The organism is Rhodospirillales bacterium (assembly GCA_016710335.1).
GTDB lineage: Bacteria > Pseudomonadota > Alphaproteobacteria > Rhodospirillales > Defluviicoccaceae > JADJXQ01.
On sequence record JADJXQ010000002.1, the window covers coordinates 165,706 to 183,911 of the forward strand.

The following is an 18,206-nucleotide window of genomic DNA, read 5'->3' on the forward strand; positions in this document are numbered from 1 at the left end:
CCGGCGTGGCGGATGCGGGATTGGAGGACTAAGCGCCGAGCGTCTCTCGTGGAAGCTCGAGCGTGACCCGATGACCAGCCTCGCGCTCGGCGCGCGCCGCTGCGGCGCTGGGTGCCAGGTCATCGAGGATCCCGAGTTCGTCGATGACCCGATGGGCGATCTGCGGCGAGGTGATGACCTGGACCTCGCTTTCTATGGCTTCCTCGTCGGTGTACAGAATGGTGGGGTCCAGCGGCCGGTCGAGGGTCTGCGCGCTGCGGGCGTCGGCGACCTTCACCTTGGCCGTCGCCGAAAATCGCGGCGTCACCGCCAGGACCGCGATCACCACGGCCAACGTCACCACGCCGACGATCGTCGAGATGAACAGCCGCCGACGCCGCATGCAGCGCAAAATCCCTTCGAGATCCATCCACGGCGCCTCCACGCCTCCGCCGCCGCCGGCGAACCGGTGGGGCGCCATGTCGTCGTTCCGTGACGTACGGCGGCCGTAGGACATGTCGGTTCGATCGCGAAGGCGATCGCGATGATCCTCAAAACGCCGACCCCCCGGTTCCCAATGACGCCGGCCCCGCTTTCCTACGGAGTCAAGCTTGTTGTCGTCGCCAGGGGGCGTTGCCTCCGCAGAGTGGCCGCGCGCCGCCGCGGTGACCGTGTTCGACCGGGTCCCACGCGCCGGCACCCGCTTACGCACCCCAAGTCCAAGCTCCGCCTCCGCAACGGATGCGGGTTCATGTTCAGGCCGGGGTTTCGCTGCCCTCTCGATCTCCGGTGTAGCGCGCGGACGCCGCTGCGGCGGCTTTGGGCGCGAAACCGGCGACGCTGCGCTCTCGGCTTCCGTGATCGCACCGATAGCCGTCAAGGTTAAAGACTCGGCGCCTTCAACCACGGGCTCTACCTGTTGCCGGACCGTGTCCATCCCGATGGCGTCTATCGGCTCCGCCCCGGCGGTTGTCGCTTCTGCGTTCGCGGGGCCGGCGCCATCGCGTCTACGCTGGAATGCTCCTTGCCAGGATCGCAGACGCGCGATCGCGCGCATCGTGGCGTGAGGTTCACGCCTGCCGGAGACGCGCCGGGCGATCGGGTTCGCGCCGGCACGAATCTCCGCGTCAACCGGATCTTCGCGCACGTCCGGATCTACACGGCCGCATTGGTCGCTCTCATTCAGCGTCGGCGCGGCCGCATCTGCACCAGCAACCAGGTTTTCGAGGCCGACTGTGGTGCCGCCATGATCATTCGGAGCGGAAGCATCGGCGACGTTATCCTGATCCATGCCCGCGCCGCTGCCGCCGTCGGGACTCGCTCCCGCCGCATCGGCCAGAGTATCCGACGCTTCGCGAATTTCATCGGAGGCATCATCCGGGCCCGTGCTCGCGTGCGATTGCGGAGTGGCCGAGACCTCCGGCACAACTAAAACCGGGTCCGATGCTGGGTCGCTCTGCGTCGACGGGCCCACCGGCTCGGTTTGAGCATCGCTGTTCGCCGCCCTGCCACCCAGATCGTCCTCGACGATGACCGGTTCGAGCGCGACCTTGTGATCGAGCGCGGCGAGCGGTTCTCCGTCCAGCGACGGCCCCCCTACAAGGTTCGGACTCGGGCTCGTGATCTCGTGGTTCGATTCAGCCGACGGATGGCGTTCTTCGTTCAGCATCGGATCATCGGGCGCAACTCGGCTCCCGTCCTCATCCCCGGCCCGGCGTGCCGCAACCTCTTCCTGATCCTCCGGGTCGCCGGCCTCCGGCGGGATGTCTGCGACCCGCAGCGCTTCGGAATCCGGAGCCGGTTCAAGTTCAGTTTCAGGTTCGGGGGGGACTGCGGGTTCCGCAAGCAAACCGAGGTGGTCGGCCGAACGCGACCCTTGCCGGGTGACCTGCAACTCCGGATCGGGCGAGGCGGGCACCGGTGGCGCCGACCGGGAACTGGCGCGCGCCTGCAACAGTTTCTGATAGGCGCGGAGCCGGTCGAGCGCGCTGCCGCTGCCGGTGCTGCCCTTTCTGTTGCCGAACAGACTGCGTCGGCCGCTGCCGACGGCGCCGCGGCTATCTTCCAGCACCGGGCGGCCGTAGCCCCACACGCGCGGCGCCGCGCCCGATGACGACGGCGCCGCCTCCTCGTGTCGGGGTTCAGCACCCTCCTCGGGCTCCAGCACGAACGATCGCCGCGCCAGCGCGTCCGCATCAACAGGGAGGTCGTCGGCAACGGTCAGATCGAGCGCGTCGCCGTTCGTTACTGATGTCAGTCCCGCATCATCTCCGATCGCCGACGCTTCGTCGGGGTCGGGGCCGGACGCAGGAGCGGCTTCCGCCTCCTCCTCCGCCGCAGGCCGCATATCCGGAGACGAGACGAACTCGCGCGGGTCCGGGCATGCCGCCTGCTCGGCTTGCGGACCGTCGAGGTCGTCGCTGGATCCGGTACGGACGTCGGGTTCCGCCTCCTCGGCCTGCGGCTGTTCCGGAATGCCCCCCGACCGGCCGACAGGGTGCGCCGTGTCCACCTCTCCGGAAGCCGCGTTGGCGGCGCCGGCCGCAAGAGCACTTGTCGCCGCGCCGTTCTCCTGGTCCTCTGACGCCGCAGGCGACGCTTGGCGTTCAGCCTCGGCGGTTCCCGTCAGGGTAGCGGCGGCAAAGTCCTTTGAGATCGCCGGCCGCACGGGTGAGGCGCGCCGGCTGAGCGACTCGGCAAGCGCAATGATCTGAGCCGGGCCGAACAGAACACTGTTGCCGGGCCCGCCATTTTGCCGGTTTTGCCGCCGGTTCCGATCCCGATCCGGGTCAAGTTCACCAGCAATGGTACCCTGATTGTCCCGCGCGATCATGGGATCCTCGTTCGACGGTGCCGCGTGCGTCGCTTGCACGAACTTCATGATACCACTTTTGCGCGAATTTCATACAGTTTCTTCTGGAGTTTTTCCGGCCGCCACAGAAGGCGTCTTTACCCGCGTCCCGCTTCCAGCAACCGGCCGGCGTCATGGAGCTCGGTGACCGCGGCAGGCGGCACGGTGCCAGCGCGGCGGGCGACCGCATCGGCGCAACGTCGGTAGAGCGACGGCGCAAACGTTTGCACAAGCTGCGACAGCCCCTTGCCGGCGCCGACTACGCCCGAGCAATAGCCCTCAAAGATATACCGCAACGCCCGGCGAGGGCTGGAGCGGGCCACGAACCTCGACAGAAAGAACGCGCGACAGGCTGCATAAGCACCGTCCGACATGTACGGCCTTTGGGACTCTATCCAGGCGATGAAGCTCTCATGCTCGGGCGTGTCCGCGGCTTCGAAAACCGGGCTTTGCGACAGACGACCCGGCTCGAAACGATCCTCATAAATGGCCAGTGGCGCTTCGATCATCGTGATCCGCACGCCGCGCCGCCACATGTCGATAGCGAACTGGGTGTCATCACCGAATGACAGATCCTCGCGAAATGGACTCATCTGCGCCAGATCGGCGTCGACGACGACGGTACTGGGGTGCACCCATCCCTTGTGGGCGAACAGATAGTCATAGATGTCCTCGCCATCGCGTAAACCACGCGCCGGCTTGACCCACAGGCGTCCGACCCCTCGGTCCACGTAGGTCTGACTGTACACCAGATCGCCGGGGGCAGCGGCCAGATGCCGACGACAGCGCTCCAGCTTGTCGGGCAACCACGCGTCATCGGCGTCCAGGAAGGCGACGAAGCGGCCGTGAGCCAGACGCACGCCGGCATTGCGCGCCGCCGCCGCACGACCGTGATGACGCCCCACCAGGCGAATCGGGACGCCGTCGAAGCGGGCAAGGCTGGCCGCTATATCGTCCGTCGACTTGTCGTCGTCGACGACGATGATCTCGAAATCGCGGCAGGTTTGCGCGAGGCACGATGCAATCGCGGTGCCCACCGTGTGGGCGCGGTTGTAGGTCGGGATGACAACGCTGAACAAAGGCTGGCTCATGGTCTCGCTGCCCTCTTCAAGATCCGTATGTGTCTTCACTTCTTCCGCCCGGCGAGGAATCGCCGTACTGGGTGATCCGCCGCCCCAGGTGCCCGGCGACCTTGCCGAGCGCCTTGTGCAGCAGCAGGATGGCGCGGAGGCGCCGGACCGGGAACGGAGCCGCAAGGATCCGATACCCCAACGCCAGCGACAACAAACCCGCGGTTTTCGTCAACCGCATCGCCTCGGCGATCGGGCCGGGCGCGAACATGCGCTGCACCACGACGTTCAGACTCCCCCGCCGCCGCTGCCGCCGCGTCAACCAGGTCAAGCTCATGCGGTCCGCGGTGACCGTCTCGTAGACTTCGGCCGCCGCCGACCAATGCATCCGGAACCCGAGGCGAGCGAGACGGCAAAAAAACACCAGATCCTCGCCGCCCGTCCTCGCGAAGCCCGGATCGAACGGCGCCGGTCCCAGCGCGCGGAAGCAATCGGCGCGAGCAATGAAGTTTCCCGCTGCGTAGAGCGTGCAGGGCGCGCCGTCCGGTCGGCGCAGGTTTACCGTGTAAACATCCGCCAGTGCCGGCCAGATACCGGCCGCCGGCGGGAAGCGAGGGATCACGGGCCCGCCGACCACATCGGCGCCGGTCGTGTCCAGAACCCGGACCAGCTCACGAAGCCAACCGCGGGACGGCCATTCGTCATCGTCGAGCATGGCAATGAACCGCGGCCGCAGTTCGAGTGCCCGTTCGACGGCGCTGTTGCGGGCATAGGAAATCCCGGGCCGGCTTTCCTGCACGGCGGCCAACGGCCAACGGAAGGCGGCTGCCGTGTCCCGACATACGGCAATCCCCTCCGCAGCCGCGTCGTTGTCGACCACGACCACCGCCAGCCGGCCGTCATACTCAAGTTCGCTTGCGGCCGCCAGCAGCCTGCGCAAGCCGGCTGGGCGCCGCCACGTACAAACGCAGAGAACGATGTCGGCCTGCACTGCGGCAGATGTGTACCATGCGCCATCTGCGGCGCTATCGCCGGCCGCGCCATCGCCAACGGCGAACGCGCGAACTGCCGTCCGGCTCAAGTCCACGCTGCTGTGCCGCGGACGAGGACGGCCTGTCTCGGTCACGATCATGATTGCAACGGTCGCCTAAGCGTCTCAGTTGGCCGCCGGTTCCTGGCGGCGGGGAGCCATCCGACGGCGGTGCTTGCCGACGCCGAGACACCGTAAGGTGATCAGAGCCAGCAGCGCCCACGGCTCGATCAGGTAGCGCCGCCCGAACCGGGCGGGGTTCTCCATCAGGCGGTACGCCCACTCCAGCCCCCAACGCCCCATCCACCGCGGCGGCGTTGCCACTGCGCCCGCGAGATATTCCATACAGGCCCCGGCCGCCAGCACTGCTGGAGCGTCGATGTTGTCGCGGTTGTCCATGATCCACCGTTCTTGGCGCGGCGTTCCCATGCCGACGATGCACACGTCGGCCCCGAAGGCGTTGATCCTGTCCACGACCGCTCGGCTTTCCGAAGCGCCCGCGCTGCTGTCGAAGTAACCGTCCGCTCCGTCGATGACGAGACCCGGCAGACGCGACCGAATGACCGCAAGCCCGGCCTTCAGATCCGCCGACTCATTGCCGACCCAGAACACCCGCCAGCCGCGGACATGGGCGCGCTGCAGCAGCGGCCAGATGAAGTCGACCCAGGTTACCCGCTCATGGCGACTCAACCGGAGGCCGATCGTCCGCAGCATCGCGACGATCGGCATGCCGTCGATCATCACCGTCGCACCGCGGAACAGCTCGTTGACCGCCGGATCCCGCAGGCAGAGGTAGAGAGAGTGCAAGTTCGCGTAAAAGATCTGATCGCGGCGCTGCCATGTCACCAGGGAGTCGACGTACTTGACGTACTCGGCGATGTTGCCGGGATTAACGGCAACGCCGAGGCCTTCGATCTTTTGGAGGGAAAAGCTGCTGCCGTTCATCATGTCGTCACATCTTTCGGTCATTGCATCGGCTGCCTTTCTCATCCTCGAATCGGTCGGCATTGTTTCTTGTTCCATGGCTTGGTGATGGGCGAGCAGTGGCGTTCGGCTACGCAACGTTCGACGAAGTCCGGTCGGCAGCCGGCGCCCGCCTAGCGTCCGCCGATCGCCGGCAACGCCAAGCCCAGGCGGTGGCGATCATGTCGTCGAGATCGTCGTAGCGGGCCTGCCATCCGAGCACGGCGCGCGCCAAGCCCGGTGAAGCGACCAGGATGGGTGGGTCACCGGGACGACGATCACGAACCTGCGTCCGGATGCGTCGGCCGGTGACCCGTTCTCCCGCCCCGACCACCTCCCGGACCGAATAGCCCCGCCCGATCCCCAGGTTGAGAGCGAGGCTGTCGCCGCCGTCGAGCAGATAGCGGAGGGCGGCGACGTGTGCTGCCGCCAGATCGCTCACGTGGACGTAATCGCGCACGGCCGTGCCATCCGGCGTTGGATAGTCGCCGCCGTAGATGTCGAAGGCTCCGGTTTCGCCCGCCGCTGCGGCCAGGATGCGGGGAATGATGTGGGGCTCGGGATCGTGATCCTCTCCCAGTTCCCCTTCCGGGTCAGCGCCGGCGCAGTTGAAATAGCGGAGGCACACCGAGCGCAGGCCGTAGGCTGGCTCGCAGTCCCGAAGCAGGCATTCCACCATGTTCTTGCTGCGTCCATAGGGGTTTATGGGCGCGCGCGGGTGTTGTTCGTCGATGACCCCTGCGGCCGACACCCCGTACACCGCGCAGCTGCTGGAGAATACGATGGGAGGCCCGCCGTGCGCTCGCACGGCGTCGACCAGCACCATGCTGCCGCAGACGTTTGTTCGGTAGTAGGCGAGCGGGTCTTCAACCGACTCTCCTACGTACGCCAGGCCCGCGAAATGCAGGACGGCGACCGGGCGATGCACGGCAACGACATCGGCGAGCGCCTCCGCGTCCAGGAGGCTGCCATGCACCAGCGGGCCCCACTTGACCGCCGATGCATGGCCACGCGACAGGTCGTCGAAGGCGACAGGCAGGAAGCCGGCAGAGGCCAGCGCCTTGCACGCGTGGCTGCCGATGTAGCCGGCTCCGCCGGTGACGAGAACCCGCGGCGTCATTGCGGCGCGACGGTATCGGCGAAGCGCCGGAGGATATTGGCGCTCATGGGCGCGGTGCCGGCGACCCCTGCGGTCAGAAGCTCGACGGGCAGCAGCTTGACCAGGAAGTAACCGATCGTGTGACGCAAGCCCTCGTCCAGCGGCACCCGCGGCTCCCACCCGAGCAGCGAGCGGGCGCGGGCGATGTCCGGGCAGCGCCGAACCGGGTCGTCGACCGGCATCGGTTTCTCTTCGATCGCCGAGGAGGACCCGGTCAGCGCGATGATCCGTTCGCCAAGCTCGCGAATCGGCGTCTCAACCGGGTTGCCCAGGTTGACGGGGTCGTGGATCCCATCCCGGTTCATCAGCCGCATCAGCCCGTCGACGAGATCGTCCACGTAGCAGAAAGACCGGGTCTGGCTGCCGTCGCCGTGCACGGTCAGCGGCTGCCGGCTCAGCGCCTGCATGGCGAAATTCGAGATGACGCGGCCATCCTGGGGATGCATTCGCGGCCCGTAAGTATTGAAGATGCGCGCAATGCGAATGTCGACGCGGTGCTGCCGGTAATAATCCAGGAACAGCGTCTCGGCGCAGCGTTTGCCTTCGTCGTAGCAGCCCCGCGGGCCGAGCTGGTTGACGTTGCCGCGGTAGTCTTCCGGCTGCGGGTGCACATCGGGGTCGCCATAGACCTCGCTGGTCGAGGCCTGCAGGATGCGCGCTCCCGTGCGCTTGGCCAACCCCAGCATGTTGATGGCGCCGTGGACGCTGGTCTTGGTGGTCTGCACCGGATCGTACTGGTAGTGGATCGGCGAAGCGGGACAGGCCAGGTTGTAGATCTGGTCCACCTCCAAGAATAATGGGAACGTAATGTCCTGACGAAGGACTTCAAAATTGGACCGACCAAAGAGATGGGCGATGTTGTCCTTTGTACCCGTGTAAAAGTTGTCGACGCAGAGAACGTCGTCACCGCCGTTGACGAGACGCTCGCACAAGTGCGAGCCGACAAAACCCGCTCCGCCCGTAACCAGAATTCTTTTCCGACTCGTGGCAGAAAACCGCTTCCGTTCCATAGAACCACCCCTTTGCCAAAACGTTTGCAAATGGGCTCTCCGAAGCCTCGCGGCTTCCCGATGTGTAACCCCCACTCCTGATCGCCGGACGGATCAATAGGCATTTCTGTGAACCCATCCGACGAAGGCCGTCTTGAACAAAATCCAAATGTCGAGACCGAGCGTCCAGTTCTCGATGTAGTACACGTCGAATTCGACGCGGGTGCGCATCTTGTCGAGGGTCTCGGTCTCGCCGCGATGTCCATTGACCTGCGCCCAGCCGGTAATGCCCGGTTTTACCCGATGCCGCCCGTGATATCCGCCGATAAGCTGCGCGAACTTCTCATTGAGCTCCACGGGATGCGGGCGGGGTCCGACCATCGACATGTTGCCCTCCACCACGTTGAACAGCTGCGGGAGTTCGTCGAGGCTGGTGCGCCGAAGAAATCGGCCGACGCGGGTGACCCGCGGATCGAAACGGGTGGCCTGCGTGAAGGGTGCTTCACGATTCGCCCGGCAGTGCATGGTGCGGAATTTCTTGACGATTATGATTTCGTTTTGAAACCGTAGCGCTTCTGACGGAACAGGATCGGGCCGGGACTGTCCAGCTTGATGGCGAGCGCGATCACCAACATCAGCGGCGCCAACAGCAACACCGACATCCCGGCCAGGATTTTGTCTTCGATGGACTTGACGACCGCGCTCCAGCTCGTCAGCGGCGCCGACGCGACCTCCAGCACATGAGCCTTGCCCCAGTACTCCACCGGCCGCTTGCCGAACCGGTAGCCCACCAGGTCGGGGCCCAGAAAGATGCTGATCGGCAGGTCGCGTAGCCGCTCGACGATCTCGACAAGACGCCGCTCCGCACTCCACGGGAGGGCGACGACGACCTCGTCCACCTGGCCGCCGCGGACGAACCGCTCGATCGCATTGACGTCGCCGAGGATGACAGTGCCGGCAACACGACCGCCGATCCGGGTGTTGCGGTCATCAAACACCCCGACAATGCGCACCCAGGGATCGGTCTGACTGCGCATGCGCAGGATGAGCTCGTCCGCCTGACTTCCCGCGCCGACGATGGCGACGCGCCGGACGAGGAGCCCGCTGCGGCCCAGGGCCATGCACATGGTCTTGAGGGCGGACCGCATCAGCACGCAGAGCGGGACCGACAGAAGCCACGTGGCGAAAAACCAGAACCGGGAGAAATCCGACGAAATCTTCAGTGCGAACGCGAACACGATGAGCAGCAGGAACACCACGGAGCTCAACAGGACCAGACGCGGCAGTCGATTGGGCCAAACCCCGATGGCCTGAAGGTCGCCGAGCTTAGCCTGGTACAACAGCCCCCCGACTGCTACCGCGGCGATAGCCGTCACGACCAGGTGTTTCTGCGTGAAGTCAGGCGCCCATCCCAAATATCCCCACGACGAACCGGCGCCGACCGCCATCACGATGAGCACGTCCATCGCAAAGACGAGGCCCGGCAGGAGCGACGCGTGGAATCGCGTTCGCAACCTGGTTTGAGGCGCGAACAGCGGAACGAGGACGTCTTGTGATACCGAGTTGTTCATGCGCCTGATACCGAGTTGTTCATGCCCCAGTTTGCCGGATCCATTGAGTTCGTCCGTCAGCGTAGCGCGTACCAGCGCGTTGTCCGCTCCGTTGCGTCCGCGCCGCGCTGCCGCGCGCGGTCTTCAGCGTACCCGATAACCCCAGACCCGGCGCCCGCCTGAGGCTCCCGACCCGGGACTTGTCATGCCTGTGTCGCCGGCCCACCGCCCGCATCGATTGCACATGGACGATAAGCGTCAAGCGCGAAAAGGCAGAGCCACTGACCGCGACGACGCCCTGCAGCACCGACGTACATAGAATATTTAGTGGAACTATTTTTACAAGACTATCCAGACATTCAGATCTGGTGCATCATTAAATGCGCCCCGATAGGTTTTTGTGTTGATGCTTGCATTTTGTTGTTGGCCCGCTTTATGTATCGCATCTTTTTGATTGAACACGGCGGGACTATGCCACCTCTTATAGAATTTTGCAACGATTATACGCATAAAATTGTAGATGCCGCAAACGGGTAGTATGCTTTTGCAAACTCTGCATGGGGTGCTTCGTATTTATCCATGTCTACCTCCAAGTTCACAAGGGCAATATTTCGGCTCCTTCGCGTTCGTCTGCAAAAAAAGCCTGCAGAAACCTTGGGACCCTGGATCGCTTTCTTTAGGGGACCCGAAATATTCGGGGACCGCGATACCACTCCTGCTAGAAACATCTTTAAATTGTATGCAGTCTCAAATTTCTCGCGTAACGGTTATTGTATGCCGTGTTGCGCAGCGCGCCGACGATTGGGTGCCCGCGAACCGCGACGTGAGGAAGGGGTCCCTGTATGATCACCGCTAGTGCAGCGGTGCATCCAAAGAATGCACCATTGCTGCACGCGACTCTTGATTCTCGTGCAAAATATGACCCATTCGACTGAATCATTCGAATGGGTCTGTGCACCAGGGCGGGCTGACAGGCGCAGGTGGCGATAGTGAGAACGATCTATCTAATGCGTCACGCCAAATCGAGCTGGCAAGACGAGTCGGTGACGGACTTTGATCGTCCTCTCGCCAAACGCGGGCGACGGGCCGCCACGGCCATGGGTCGCCATCTGCGCGACCGGCAGATCGCGCCCGCACAGATCCTGTGCTCGCCGGCGCAACGCACCCGCGAGACCCTTGACCGCATGGAAAAGTATTCCGCTGCCACCGCGCCGGTGCGCTACGAGAAAGCGATCTATCTGGCCGAAGCGACGGTCCTGCTGCGCCGCCTCACCAGGCTGAGCGACAGTCTGGAATCGGTTATGCTGATCGGTCACAATCCGGGCGTGGAGACTCTGGCCCGAGTTCTCGTCGACCGCCCCGATGAAGCCTCAGGACGACAGTTGGGCGCCAAGTTTCCGACCGGGGCGCTCGCTGTGCTGGTCGCGGACGTCGCGCGCTGGCACGACGTGCGGCCAGGATGTGCCGAGCTGACCGCGTTCGTTCGGCCGAAGGACCTGCCGTCCGACTGAAACCGCCGTCACCGCGGCTGCCCGCGGCTCGTACGGCGCACTTGACGGCGGTTTGGCGCTATGCGCTGGCCGGGGCGCGCACGTCCGGGTCCGCGAGCGGGCGAACCGCGACGACCTTCTGGTACAGCCCGCCGAAGTATGTCGACTTGCTCCAAGAGAACTCATCCCGCGCACTGGCGAACTCTTCGATCTGGCGTCGCACCAACCCATTCGCAAAGGGTTCCAGCCAGCGGAACACCGCCTGCATGACGGGCCGCATCGGATGAAGCGCGATCGGCTGGTGGTAGTCCACGAAAACGATCTTGCCGCCCGGGCGGACGCTGTTCAGCAAGCCGTCGACGACGGCCCGCTTGTGACCGTCAGGAACCTCGTGCAGCAGGAAAAAGCAGCAGACGCCGTCGTACAGCCCTCCGCCCGGCGCCGCAGCATCCGCGACGCGCACCCGTGCCTGCGGGTAGGATGCAAGCTTGCGCCGGCAGTGCTCGACCTGAACCGGCGCGATGTCTACCACATCAAGGTGGCCGGCTGATCCCACGGTTTCGGCCAAACGCGCCGACAGGTCGCCATAGACGCTGGCGGCCTGCAAGATGCGCTGGCCGTAGGCGAACTCCTCACATGCAAGACAAACTAGCCTGCGAAAATTACCCCAAAGTATCGCATTGACAACAAAGGGGTTGTCGAGCACAACAATATTGGCAGGACGCAAGTATGCCCAAGCATAGGTCTTTACAAGATAGTCAGGAAGCCCGACGGATTGAGTATCGGCCGCTTGTGCTTCACCCGACACTGTGATCTCCACATTCAAAGCCCCGTCCATCGAGCTCCCCTGACTGCCAAATTCCATGATCTTTCCGCTGTCGGCTTACAGGCCCCGCATACACCGGTTTGTCCACGTCTGCAAAGCAGAATCGGTTGACGGCGACGCTGCACCGGATGCGCATGTCCCTGTCGTCGATGCTTCGCGGGTCACGAACGACGGTCGGTCCCGCCTTCGCCGCTGACGGCATGCAGGATGGTCAGAACGTGGCTGATGTGCTTGGTCGGCGCTGCGTCGTCCGGATAGGACTGATGAAACCTAAGGCGAGACTCCCACGCGGCAATGGCGTCACGCCGCCGGTCGGGATCCGCCCGCTCGCCGATCAGCGCCCCAATGGTGCGGTCGAAGGCAGGGTGCAGATCGGGTTGACGCGTCAGCAGGGCGAGTTCTTCATCGTTCAGGTGCCCGGCGACGTAGAGCTCCCGACCGAGGCGCACCAGTTCCCACGCCGTAATGCGGCGAAGGTCGCGCCGCGGCATGGCGCTCGCGCCGGGTGGCGGGCGATGCTCCTGCCCCTTCACGCCAACGTTGTCCGCTCCGTCCCCGCTCACGGCCGAACCGCGACCCATCAGGCGATCTTCCGGCCCTCGGAGTGCAGCTGCCGTTGACGCTTCTGCTCATACATCTTGGCGTCGGCGCGGGCGAGCAGCTCGGGGCCCTCATCTCCGGGACGGTACGGCAAGGCGCCGAAACTGGCGGCAATGCTGATGGTGCGGCCGTCAACGACCAGCACCGCCTCGTTGAGCAGCGCTTCCAGCACTCGCGCCCGGCTGTGTCCGCCGACCACCGACGCGCGGGTCAGGATGATCGCGAACTCGTCGCCGCCGAGGCGCCCGATGACATCGGTCGAGCGAATGTTCTGCACCAGCAACGACGCCACATGACGCAAGACCTCGTCCCCCACGGCATGGCCGAACGTGTCATTGATCGCCTTGAAGCCGTCGAGATCGACATACAATATCATGCCGGTCTCGTCGTGGCGGCGCGCCAGCGCCAGTGTCCTGTTCAGCTCAGATTCGAAGCCGCGGCGGTTCAGCAATCCGGTCAACTCGTCCGTGACCACCAGCTTCTGCAACCGCCTGACCTGATCGCTCAGCAGCGCCAGCCTGCGCTCGACCCCTGCCGCCGCCGCCAGCGCTCGCTCCGCGGCGTCGTGGCGGAGCAGGGCGTCCACCCCGCTCCCGTCCGCGCCGTTCTCCACACTATTGACCAGCGCCGACAAAAGCGAAATCAGGTCGCTTCCACCCGCCACCATCTCCAGATCGTCATGGGGCTCATGCTCAGTACCACCCACCTGTCTCACCTTCCTCTGCGCCGTCACTCTGCAACCAGTAATATAACCAAAGTACATCTGTCCTCCGGATTTGCAACCCCTGTGCCAACCTCCGCACCCTGCACACCCTGCCGCAACGAGCCCCGATACATGACGGTCCGACCTGTGCGCTGCTTCCGCGATCACTCGGCGCGATCGAGATGCGCGAGCAGGCTCGGCAACTTGTTCCCGGTTGCACACAAGTTGCTGGGTTGGCGGAATTGGTTCGGGAACACGTACGCCAGCGATTCGTCACGCCAACCGCCGGCGGCAGTGGACAGCGCGGGGCCCCATGGCGGTATAATGGCAATCCCCGCCCGAGGATCATCTCCCGTGCCATTGCTGCCTTCAATCCGCCTACTGATCCTGAAATCGACCGCGGTCGCGTCGTGCCTGATCCTGACGACGGCGATCGTGGCATTGTTGACGTGCAGCGGACGGGCCGCCGTCGCCGGCGAACTGCTTCCCCATCAAGCGTCATACCGGATGTCTCTCGCCACCGCCTCGCAGGCCTCGGCGCTGGTGGGAGCGCAGGGCGTCATGCTCTACCGCGCCGTCCGTGACTGCGACGGCTGGACCGTCGAGAACACCACCTATATGCGGCTCAGCTATCAGAACGAGGCTGACGTCGACACCAAATGGACGTTCGCAAGCTGGGAATCCGTCGACGGCCGCGACTTCCGTTTCCATGCCCGGTTGATCGAGGACGGCGCTCTCGTGGAACGTCTGGAGGGCCACGCAAAGCTTAACGGCGACGGCAGCGGCGGCACTGCGGTGCTGACCCATCCGGAGGAGGTCGCGATCCCGCTGCCGCCTGGAACGCTGTTCCCGACGCATCACATGCGGGCGCTCATTGCCGCCGCCGAAGCGGGTGAGCAGACCTTCGCCCGCCTGTTGTTCGACGGCGCCAGTGCCGCCAATCCCTACCTGGTCAACGCGGTCATCCAGCCCGTGCCCGAGGCAGAACAGCGGTCCGCGGCCTTGGCGCTCAACCTCCCCCCCGTGCCGATGTGGATGATCGACCTCGGTTTCTTTCCGGAGCGCTCGCGCGAGCCGACGCCGGAGTTCGAATTGGGCGCCCGCCATCGGGCCGACGGCATTGCTGATCAAATTACTCAGCAGTTCGACGATTTCACCCTCAAGGTGGACTTGGAGACGCTCACTGTTTTGCCGAAACCGGCCTGTTGACGGATGGTGACGGATCCTACCGCGAGGAACGTGTGGACTGCGATTTTCTGATCATCGGCGGCGGCATGGGCGGCGCCTCTGTCGCCGATGCGCTCGTGGCCGCGGCGCCACGGGCGCGCGTCGTTCTGCTCGAGCGGGAAGCGGCGGCCGGTTACCATGCCACCGGCCGTTCCGCCGCCCTCTTCCTGGAAGGCTATAAGGGGCCGGTGATCCGCGCCCTCGCCCGCGCCAGCCGTCGGTTCTTCGAGGCGCCGCCGACGGGATTCTGCGCCAATCCCCTGCTGACCCCTCGGGGCGCCCTGTACATCGCGCGCGAGGACCAGCGCACCGAGATCGAGCGCCGCCGCGCAGCAGCCGGCGGTGAGACGCAGGCGCCGACATTGATCGACGGCGCGACCGCCCGGGCGCTGGTGCCGGTCCTCCGACCCGAGGCCGTCGCGTGCGCCCTCTACGAGCCGGATGCGACGGACGTAGATGTGGACGCCCTGTTACAAGGGTTTCTGAGGCGCTTTCGCGGCCTCGGCGGGCTGATGGTGACCGGGGCGACGGTGCGCCGATTGGAACGCCGCCGCGGGCGCTGGCGGGTGGACACGACGGCGGAGCGCTACACCGCGACGACGGTGGTCAACGCCGCCGGCGCCTGGGCGGATGACGTGGCCACGATGGCCGGAGTCGCCGCCATCGGCCTGGTGCCGAAGCGGCGCACGATTATCAGCTTCGATGGGCCGTCCGAAATCGACAGCCGGCGCTGGCCGTTCACCATAGGCGTCGACGAAGACCTCTACTTCAAGCCGGACGCCGGCCGCATCATCGCCAGCCCGTGCGACGAGACGCCGTCACCGGCATGTGACGCCCAGCCCGACGAATGGGACGTAGCAGTGGCCGCCGACCGCGTTCAAACCATCACCACCATGCACATCCAGCGCATCCACCACCGCTGGGCCGGGCTTCGGACCTTCGCCCGCGACGGCGTCCCCGTTGCCGGTCCCGATCCGGACGAGCCGAACTTCGTCTGGTATGCCGGCCAGGGCGGCGCAGGCATCATCACCTCTGCCGCGCTCGGCAGGATGACCGCAGCGCTGGCGACCGGGGCGGCCGTTCCCGCAGACATCGCCGCCCAGGGCGTGACCGCTGCAACGCTCGCGCCGGACCGCCTGCGGACCTCCGCCGAGGCCAATTAGAGCGGCATGACGCCTCTTTCTACGGCATCAACCAGCGGACTTCGGCCATGTGCCGTTCGCTGGCGTCAAGGTCTTCATGGGCGCGGTGAAGCCAGGCTTCGCCCCAATAGAAGAAGCAGCTGGTTTCGGCCCGCAGCAGCCGCCAGCGCGCCTGATCCAGATGCAGACTAATCCCCTCATCGGTGACGCGGCTCACCGAAGCCTGGTCGAGCAACTGCCGGAACTCCTTGCTGACGGCGTGCACGCGGGCCAAGGCGCTGCGTTGCGGACGCGAGCCCTGCCACTGGTGAAAGTTCCAGCCGTGGTGCTCGTCGGTGTTCCAGGCGCCGCGGCGGATGGTCACGCGCCCGTGGACGCCAAAACGGTCTAGATATTCAGTGATGAACGTCGGCCGCAGGCGGGACTCGCCGCGGCGGATCGCCTCCATCGCTTCCCGATAGAACGATTGCCAAAAGTTGCCGGCCAAATCGGCGTTGAGGAACCAGCCGCCGGTGTCGCCGTTGGTGGCGGTAGTGACCAGCGGCGGATAGTCGCAAAACTTGGTGCGTTCGATCAGTTCGTGATGAAACCAGCCATGGTCCATGCCCGACTGCTGAGCGTTCGACAGGTCGCGGTCGCGCACCACGACGATGATCTGGTGGCCATCGTATTCCGCGATATGCGGCCGGTAGCGCAGGTCCTGCCACGGCATCGGGTTGACCGGGTCCACATATTCGCTGTCGACCATGACATAGCGATAACCGAATGCCTTGAGATGCGGGATCAGCTCCATGCAGAAACCCATTTCGGGCGGCCAGAAGCCCGCGAAATGGTCTTTTCGGAAGGCGTGGCTGGCGAGTTGCCGCCAACGCTCCAGGTGGTCATCCCAATCCGCTTCGGGGACCAGCGGCAGCACCGGGTTGTAGTAGGGCGCGCCGAGCATCTCGAACAGCTTCTCATTCTGCAAGGCCCAAAGCAGCGACCCGCAGTCGATGGTCCCGCGCGTGCGGCGCTGGAACTCGGGACTTGCCAAGGACTCAAGAAGCGTGCCGGACATCGCCAGATGAACGCGGGCGATATCTTCATAGGGCCACAGCGCGCGCGGGATGCGATCGTAAGCGAGCAGGATCTCATTAGCCGCCCGGTCGCCGCTGTCGAGCAAATGATCCAGGTTGCTTGGCGGCTGGTGCAGGTTGAGCACCAGCGCGTGATAGATCTCGCTCATCACGGTCCTTTCGCCGTCTGTCGTCATCCCGGTCGTGAAGCCGCGGCGACCGCCCCGGCAGCGTTCTCCGCGCGCAGGCGCCGGCCAAAATCGAACCTTCAGCGAAGCGGGTCGCGGGGATCACTGGATCAACGCTATGTTAACCGGCATTGCTTTCTAATGCTAAGCCGACATTCAGTCGAGGGTCGCTGGCGGATCGGGCACAAGCATGACTTCACCCCTGAGCAGCGTCTCCGGTTTCGACTTCCAACGCGCCACCGTGCTCGCCGGGATTCAGAAACAGTTCAACCGGCGTGTCGCCGAACGATCGGCGGTGATCAACTCGGACTATGCCGTCAAGATCGGCGCGGTGCAGCGAGATATCCCGAGGTGGGAGGCGTTCCGCGACGATCTGGATAAGACGCGGATCATCGTCGCAGGTGCGCTTGGCCGCCTGAAAAGCATCCAGTCGATGCTCGACCAAACCATTCAGACCGTCAACAAGGCCCGCCTCGATCCCGACATCGAAAGCACTCATGAAGGCTATCGATCGACTTTCGATTCCTACCTCAGATCGATCCGCTCGCGATCCGATTCCAACAATGATACTCCCAACCTGCTCGGAAACACGGGCGCCCGCGAATTGGCGGTGCCGCTTTCGGTCAACGGCGCCATCATGCCGGTCCGCCAGAGCTACATGGGCACCAGCTACAGCATCGTCGACGATGACGGCTATCTGTGGCGCCCGGACTACAAAGGCGAACTGCTTCGGCGTTATGACAGCTATCCGGACACTCCCACCAACATCTCCGGCAACCTGTCCACGGGCATACGCCTCGACAGCGCCGACGGCAGCGACGTCAGCTTCACCATTGCGCCAGGCACTGCCGGCGCCAAGCAGTACAGCGGCACCCTCGCCGTCGAAGGCAACGGCGCCTTCGACGCCTGGTACTACGACGGGCTGGCCACCGCCGAAGGACGTGAGCGCGCCCTTGTCGACCTCGACTCCGCCAAAGCCACGATCAAGGCGCAGATCCAGCGCTACCAGGGGGTCTTGACCGGCATCGACCACCAGGCGCGCCGCGCCTCCGGCGTCATCAAGGAGGTGCAGGAGAGAACAATCAAGCTGGTCGCCGAACAGGAAAAAGCCAGCGCCCGCGCCCAGGCGGAAGGCCAGCAGCAGTTGAACGCGGTCGCCGACGCCATCGCCCACAGCCAGGCGATGAGCGGTCTGTTCGTCAACATGCTGGGCATGTACAAGGTCGACCAGGGCAGCAACCAGTTGGTTGGAACCAATGCTGCCGCCCGCGTGTTCGGCGCCTTCGTCGACTTGGGAGTCTAAGTTCGGGACGTACAAGACCCGGCAATACCGCCCGCCTCTTTCGTTCCCGCCATTGCGCCCCACATACCGTTCGGCAGCGTC

Annotated in this window: 14 protein-coding genes and 2 pseudogenes; 4 read left to right on the forward strand and 12 right to left on the reverse strand. The window is 64.9% G+C overall.

The window, feature by feature from the left end; genetic code table 11:
- Positions 1-28 precede the first annotated feature (28 nt).
- The 8 genes and pseudogenes from IPM60_04015 to IPM60_04050 all read right to left on the reverse strand — a co-directional run bounded on the left by IPM60_04015 (position 29) and on the right by IPM60_04050 (position 9,612).
- A complete protein-coding gene (locus tag IPM60_04015) occupies positions 29-2,860 on the reverse strand; it encodes a hypothetical protein (protein ID MBK8907081.1) in 2,832 nt (943 codons plus the stop codon).
- A gap of 68 nt (positions 2,861-2,928) precedes the next feature.
- A complete protein-coding gene (locus tag IPM60_04020; GenBank protein ID MBK8907082.1) occupies positions 2,929-3,960 on the reverse strand; it encodes a glycosyltransferase family 2 protein in 1,032 nt (343 codons plus the stop codon).
- The gene (locus IPM60_04025; GenBank protein ID MBK8907083.1) at positions 3,938-4,981 is read right to left on the reverse strand and encodes a glycosyltransferase; all 1,044 of its coding nucleotides are present in this window, start codon (positions 4,979-4,981) and stop codon (positions 3,938-3,940) included. Before IPM60_04025 ends, IPM60_04020 begins: the two co-directional genes overlap by 23 nt.
- A 75-nt stretch (positions 4,982-5,056) precedes the next feature.
- A complete protein-coding gene (locus tag IPM60_04030; GenBank protein MBK8907084.1) occupies positions 5,057-5,899 on the reverse strand; it encodes a WecB/TagA/CpsF family glycosyltransferase in 843 nt (280 codons plus the stop codon).
- Positions 5,900-5,984: 85 nt separating this feature from the next.
- A complete protein-coding gene (gene galE / locus IPM60_04035; protein MBK8907085.1) occupies positions 5,985-7,013 on the reverse strand; it encodes a UDP-glucose 4-epimerase GalE in 1,029 nt (342 codons plus the stop codon).
- Entirely contained in the window at positions 7,010-8,062 is a 1,053-nt protein-coding gene (locus IPM60_04040) for an SDR family oxidoreductase (GenBank protein MBK8907086.1), read from the reverse strand. Before IPM60_04040 ends, galE begins: the two co-directional genes overlap by 4 nt.
- 93 nt (positions 8,063-8,155) lie before the next feature.
- Positions 8,156-8,703: pseudogene (locus tag IPM60_04045) on the reverse strand (exopolysaccharide biosynthesis polyprenyl glycosylphosphotransferase).
- 141 nt (positions 8,704-8,844) lie between these two features.
- Positions 8,845-9,612 (reverse strand): annotated as a pseudogene (locus tag IPM60_04050) (hypothetical protein).
- 968 nt (positions 9,613-10,580) lie between these two features.
- Between IPM60_04050 and IPM60_04055 the strand changes: the two are divergent.
- Positions 10,581-11,102 carry a histidine phosphatase family protein gene (locus tag IPM60_04055; protein ID MBK8907087.1) on the forward strand — a complete coding sequence of 174 codons (522 nt, stop codon included), beginning with the start codon at positions 10,581-10,583 and terminating at the stop codon, positions 11,100-11,102.
- A gap of 58 nt (positions 11,103-11,160) precedes the next feature.
- Here IPM60_04055 and IPM60_04060 read toward each other — a convergent pair whose 3' ends face one another.
- The 3 genes from IPM60_04060 to IPM60_04070 form a co-directional block, all read right to left on the reverse strand.
- Positions 11,161-11,919 (reverse strand): class I SAM-dependent methyltransferase, encoded by a 759-nt coding sequence (locus IPM60_04060; protein MBK8907088.1) that lies wholly within the window; start codon positions 11,917-11,919, stop codon positions 11,161-11,163.
- A 149-nt stretch (positions 11,920-12,068) separates the two neighbouring features.
- Positions 12,069-12,488 carry a hypothetical protein gene (locus IPM60_04065; GenBank protein ID MBK8907089.1) on the reverse strand — a complete coding sequence of 140 codons (420 nt, stop codon included), beginning with the start codon at positions 12,486-12,488 and terminating at the stop codon, positions 12,069-12,071.
- Complete coding sequence (locus tag IPM60_04070; protein MBK8907090.1) at positions 12,488-13,213, reverse strand: GGDEF domain-containing protein; 726 nt, start codon at positions 13,211-13,213, stop codon at positions 12,488-12,490. Before IPM60_04070 ends, IPM60_04065 begins: the two co-directional genes overlap by 1 nt.
- A gap of 351 nt (positions 13,214-13,564) precedes the next feature.
- On the opposite strand from IPM60_04070, the gene IPM60_04075 reads away from it, so the two are divergent.
- Both IPM60_04075 and IPM60_04080 read left to right on the forward strand, forming a co-directional pair.
- Positions 13,565-14,419: a DUF1849 family protein gene (locus IPM60_04075; protein MBK8907091.1), complete on the forward strand. Its 855-nt coding sequence runs from the start codon at positions 13,565-13,567 to the stop codon at positions 14,417-14,419.
- A 65-nt stretch (positions 14,420-14,484) separates the two neighbouring features.
- On the forward strand, positions 14,485-15,600 hold the full coding sequence (locus tag IPM60_04080) for an FAD-binding oxidoreductase (GenBank protein ID MBK8907092.1): 1,116 nt from the start codon (positions 14,485-14,487) through the stop codon (positions 15,598-15,600).
- Positions 15,601-15,619: 19 nt separating this feature from the next.
- Here IPM60_04080 and IPM60_04085 read toward each other — a convergent pair whose 3' ends face one another.
- Positions 15,620-16,804, reverse strand: a complete 1,185-nt coding sequence (locus IPM60_04085) for a glycoside hydrolase family 57 (GenBank protein MBK8907093.1) — start codon at positions 16,802-16,804, stop codon at positions 15,620-15,622.
- Between the two features lie 208 nt (positions 16,805-17,012).
- Here IPM60_04085 and IPM60_04090 point away from each other — a divergent pair, with 208 nt between their 5' ends.
- The gene (locus tag IPM60_04090) at positions 17,013-18,125 is read left to right on the forward strand and encodes a hypothetical protein (protein ID MBK8907094.1); all 1,113 of its coding nucleotides are present in this window, start codon (positions 17,013-17,015) and stop codon (positions 18,123-18,125) included.
- Positions 18,126-18,206: the final 81 nt, after the last annotated feature.

What these genes read in the sequence shown, in the direction of transcription:
- IPM60_04060 (MBK8907088.1), bottom strand. Translation starts at nt 11,919, where the DNA reads ATGGACGGGGCTTTGAATGTGGAGATCACAGTGTCGGGTGAAGCACAA.
- IPM60_04015 (MBK8907081.1), bottom strand. Translation starts at nt 2,860, where the DNA reads ATGAAGTTCGTGCAAGCGACGCACGCGGCACCGTCGAACGAGGATCCC.
- IPM60_04085 (MBK8907093.1), bottom strand. Translation starts at nt 16,804, where the DNA reads ATGAGCGAGATCTATCACGCGCTGGTGCTCAACCTGCACCAGCCGCCA.
- IPM60_04030 (MBK8907084.1), bottom strand. Translation starts at nt 5,899, where the DNA reads ATGACCGAAAGATGTGACGACATGATGAACGGCAGCAGCTTTTCCCTC.
- IPM60_04090 (MBK8907094.1), top strand. Translation starts at nt 17,013, where the DNA reads ATGACTTCACCCCTGAGCAGCGTCTCCGGTTTCGACTTCCAACGCGCC.
- IPM60_04065 (MBK8907089.1), bottom strand. Translation starts at nt 12,488, where the DNA reads ATGGGTCGCGGTTCGGCCGTGAGCGGGGACGGAGCGGACAACGTTGGC.
- IPM60_04080 (MBK8907092.1), top strand. Translation starts at nt 14,485, where the DNA reads ATGGGCGGCGCCTCTGTCGCCGATGCGCTCGTGGCCGCGGCGCCACGG.
- IPM60_04040 (MBK8907086.1), bottom strand. Translation starts at nt 8,062, where the DNA reads ATGGAACGGAAGCGGTTTTCTGCCACGAGTCGGAAAAGAATTCTGGTT.
- galE (MBK8907085.1), bottom strand. Translation starts at nt 7,013, where the DNA reads ATGACGCCGCGGGTTCTCGTCACCGGCGGAGCCGGCTACATCGGCAGC.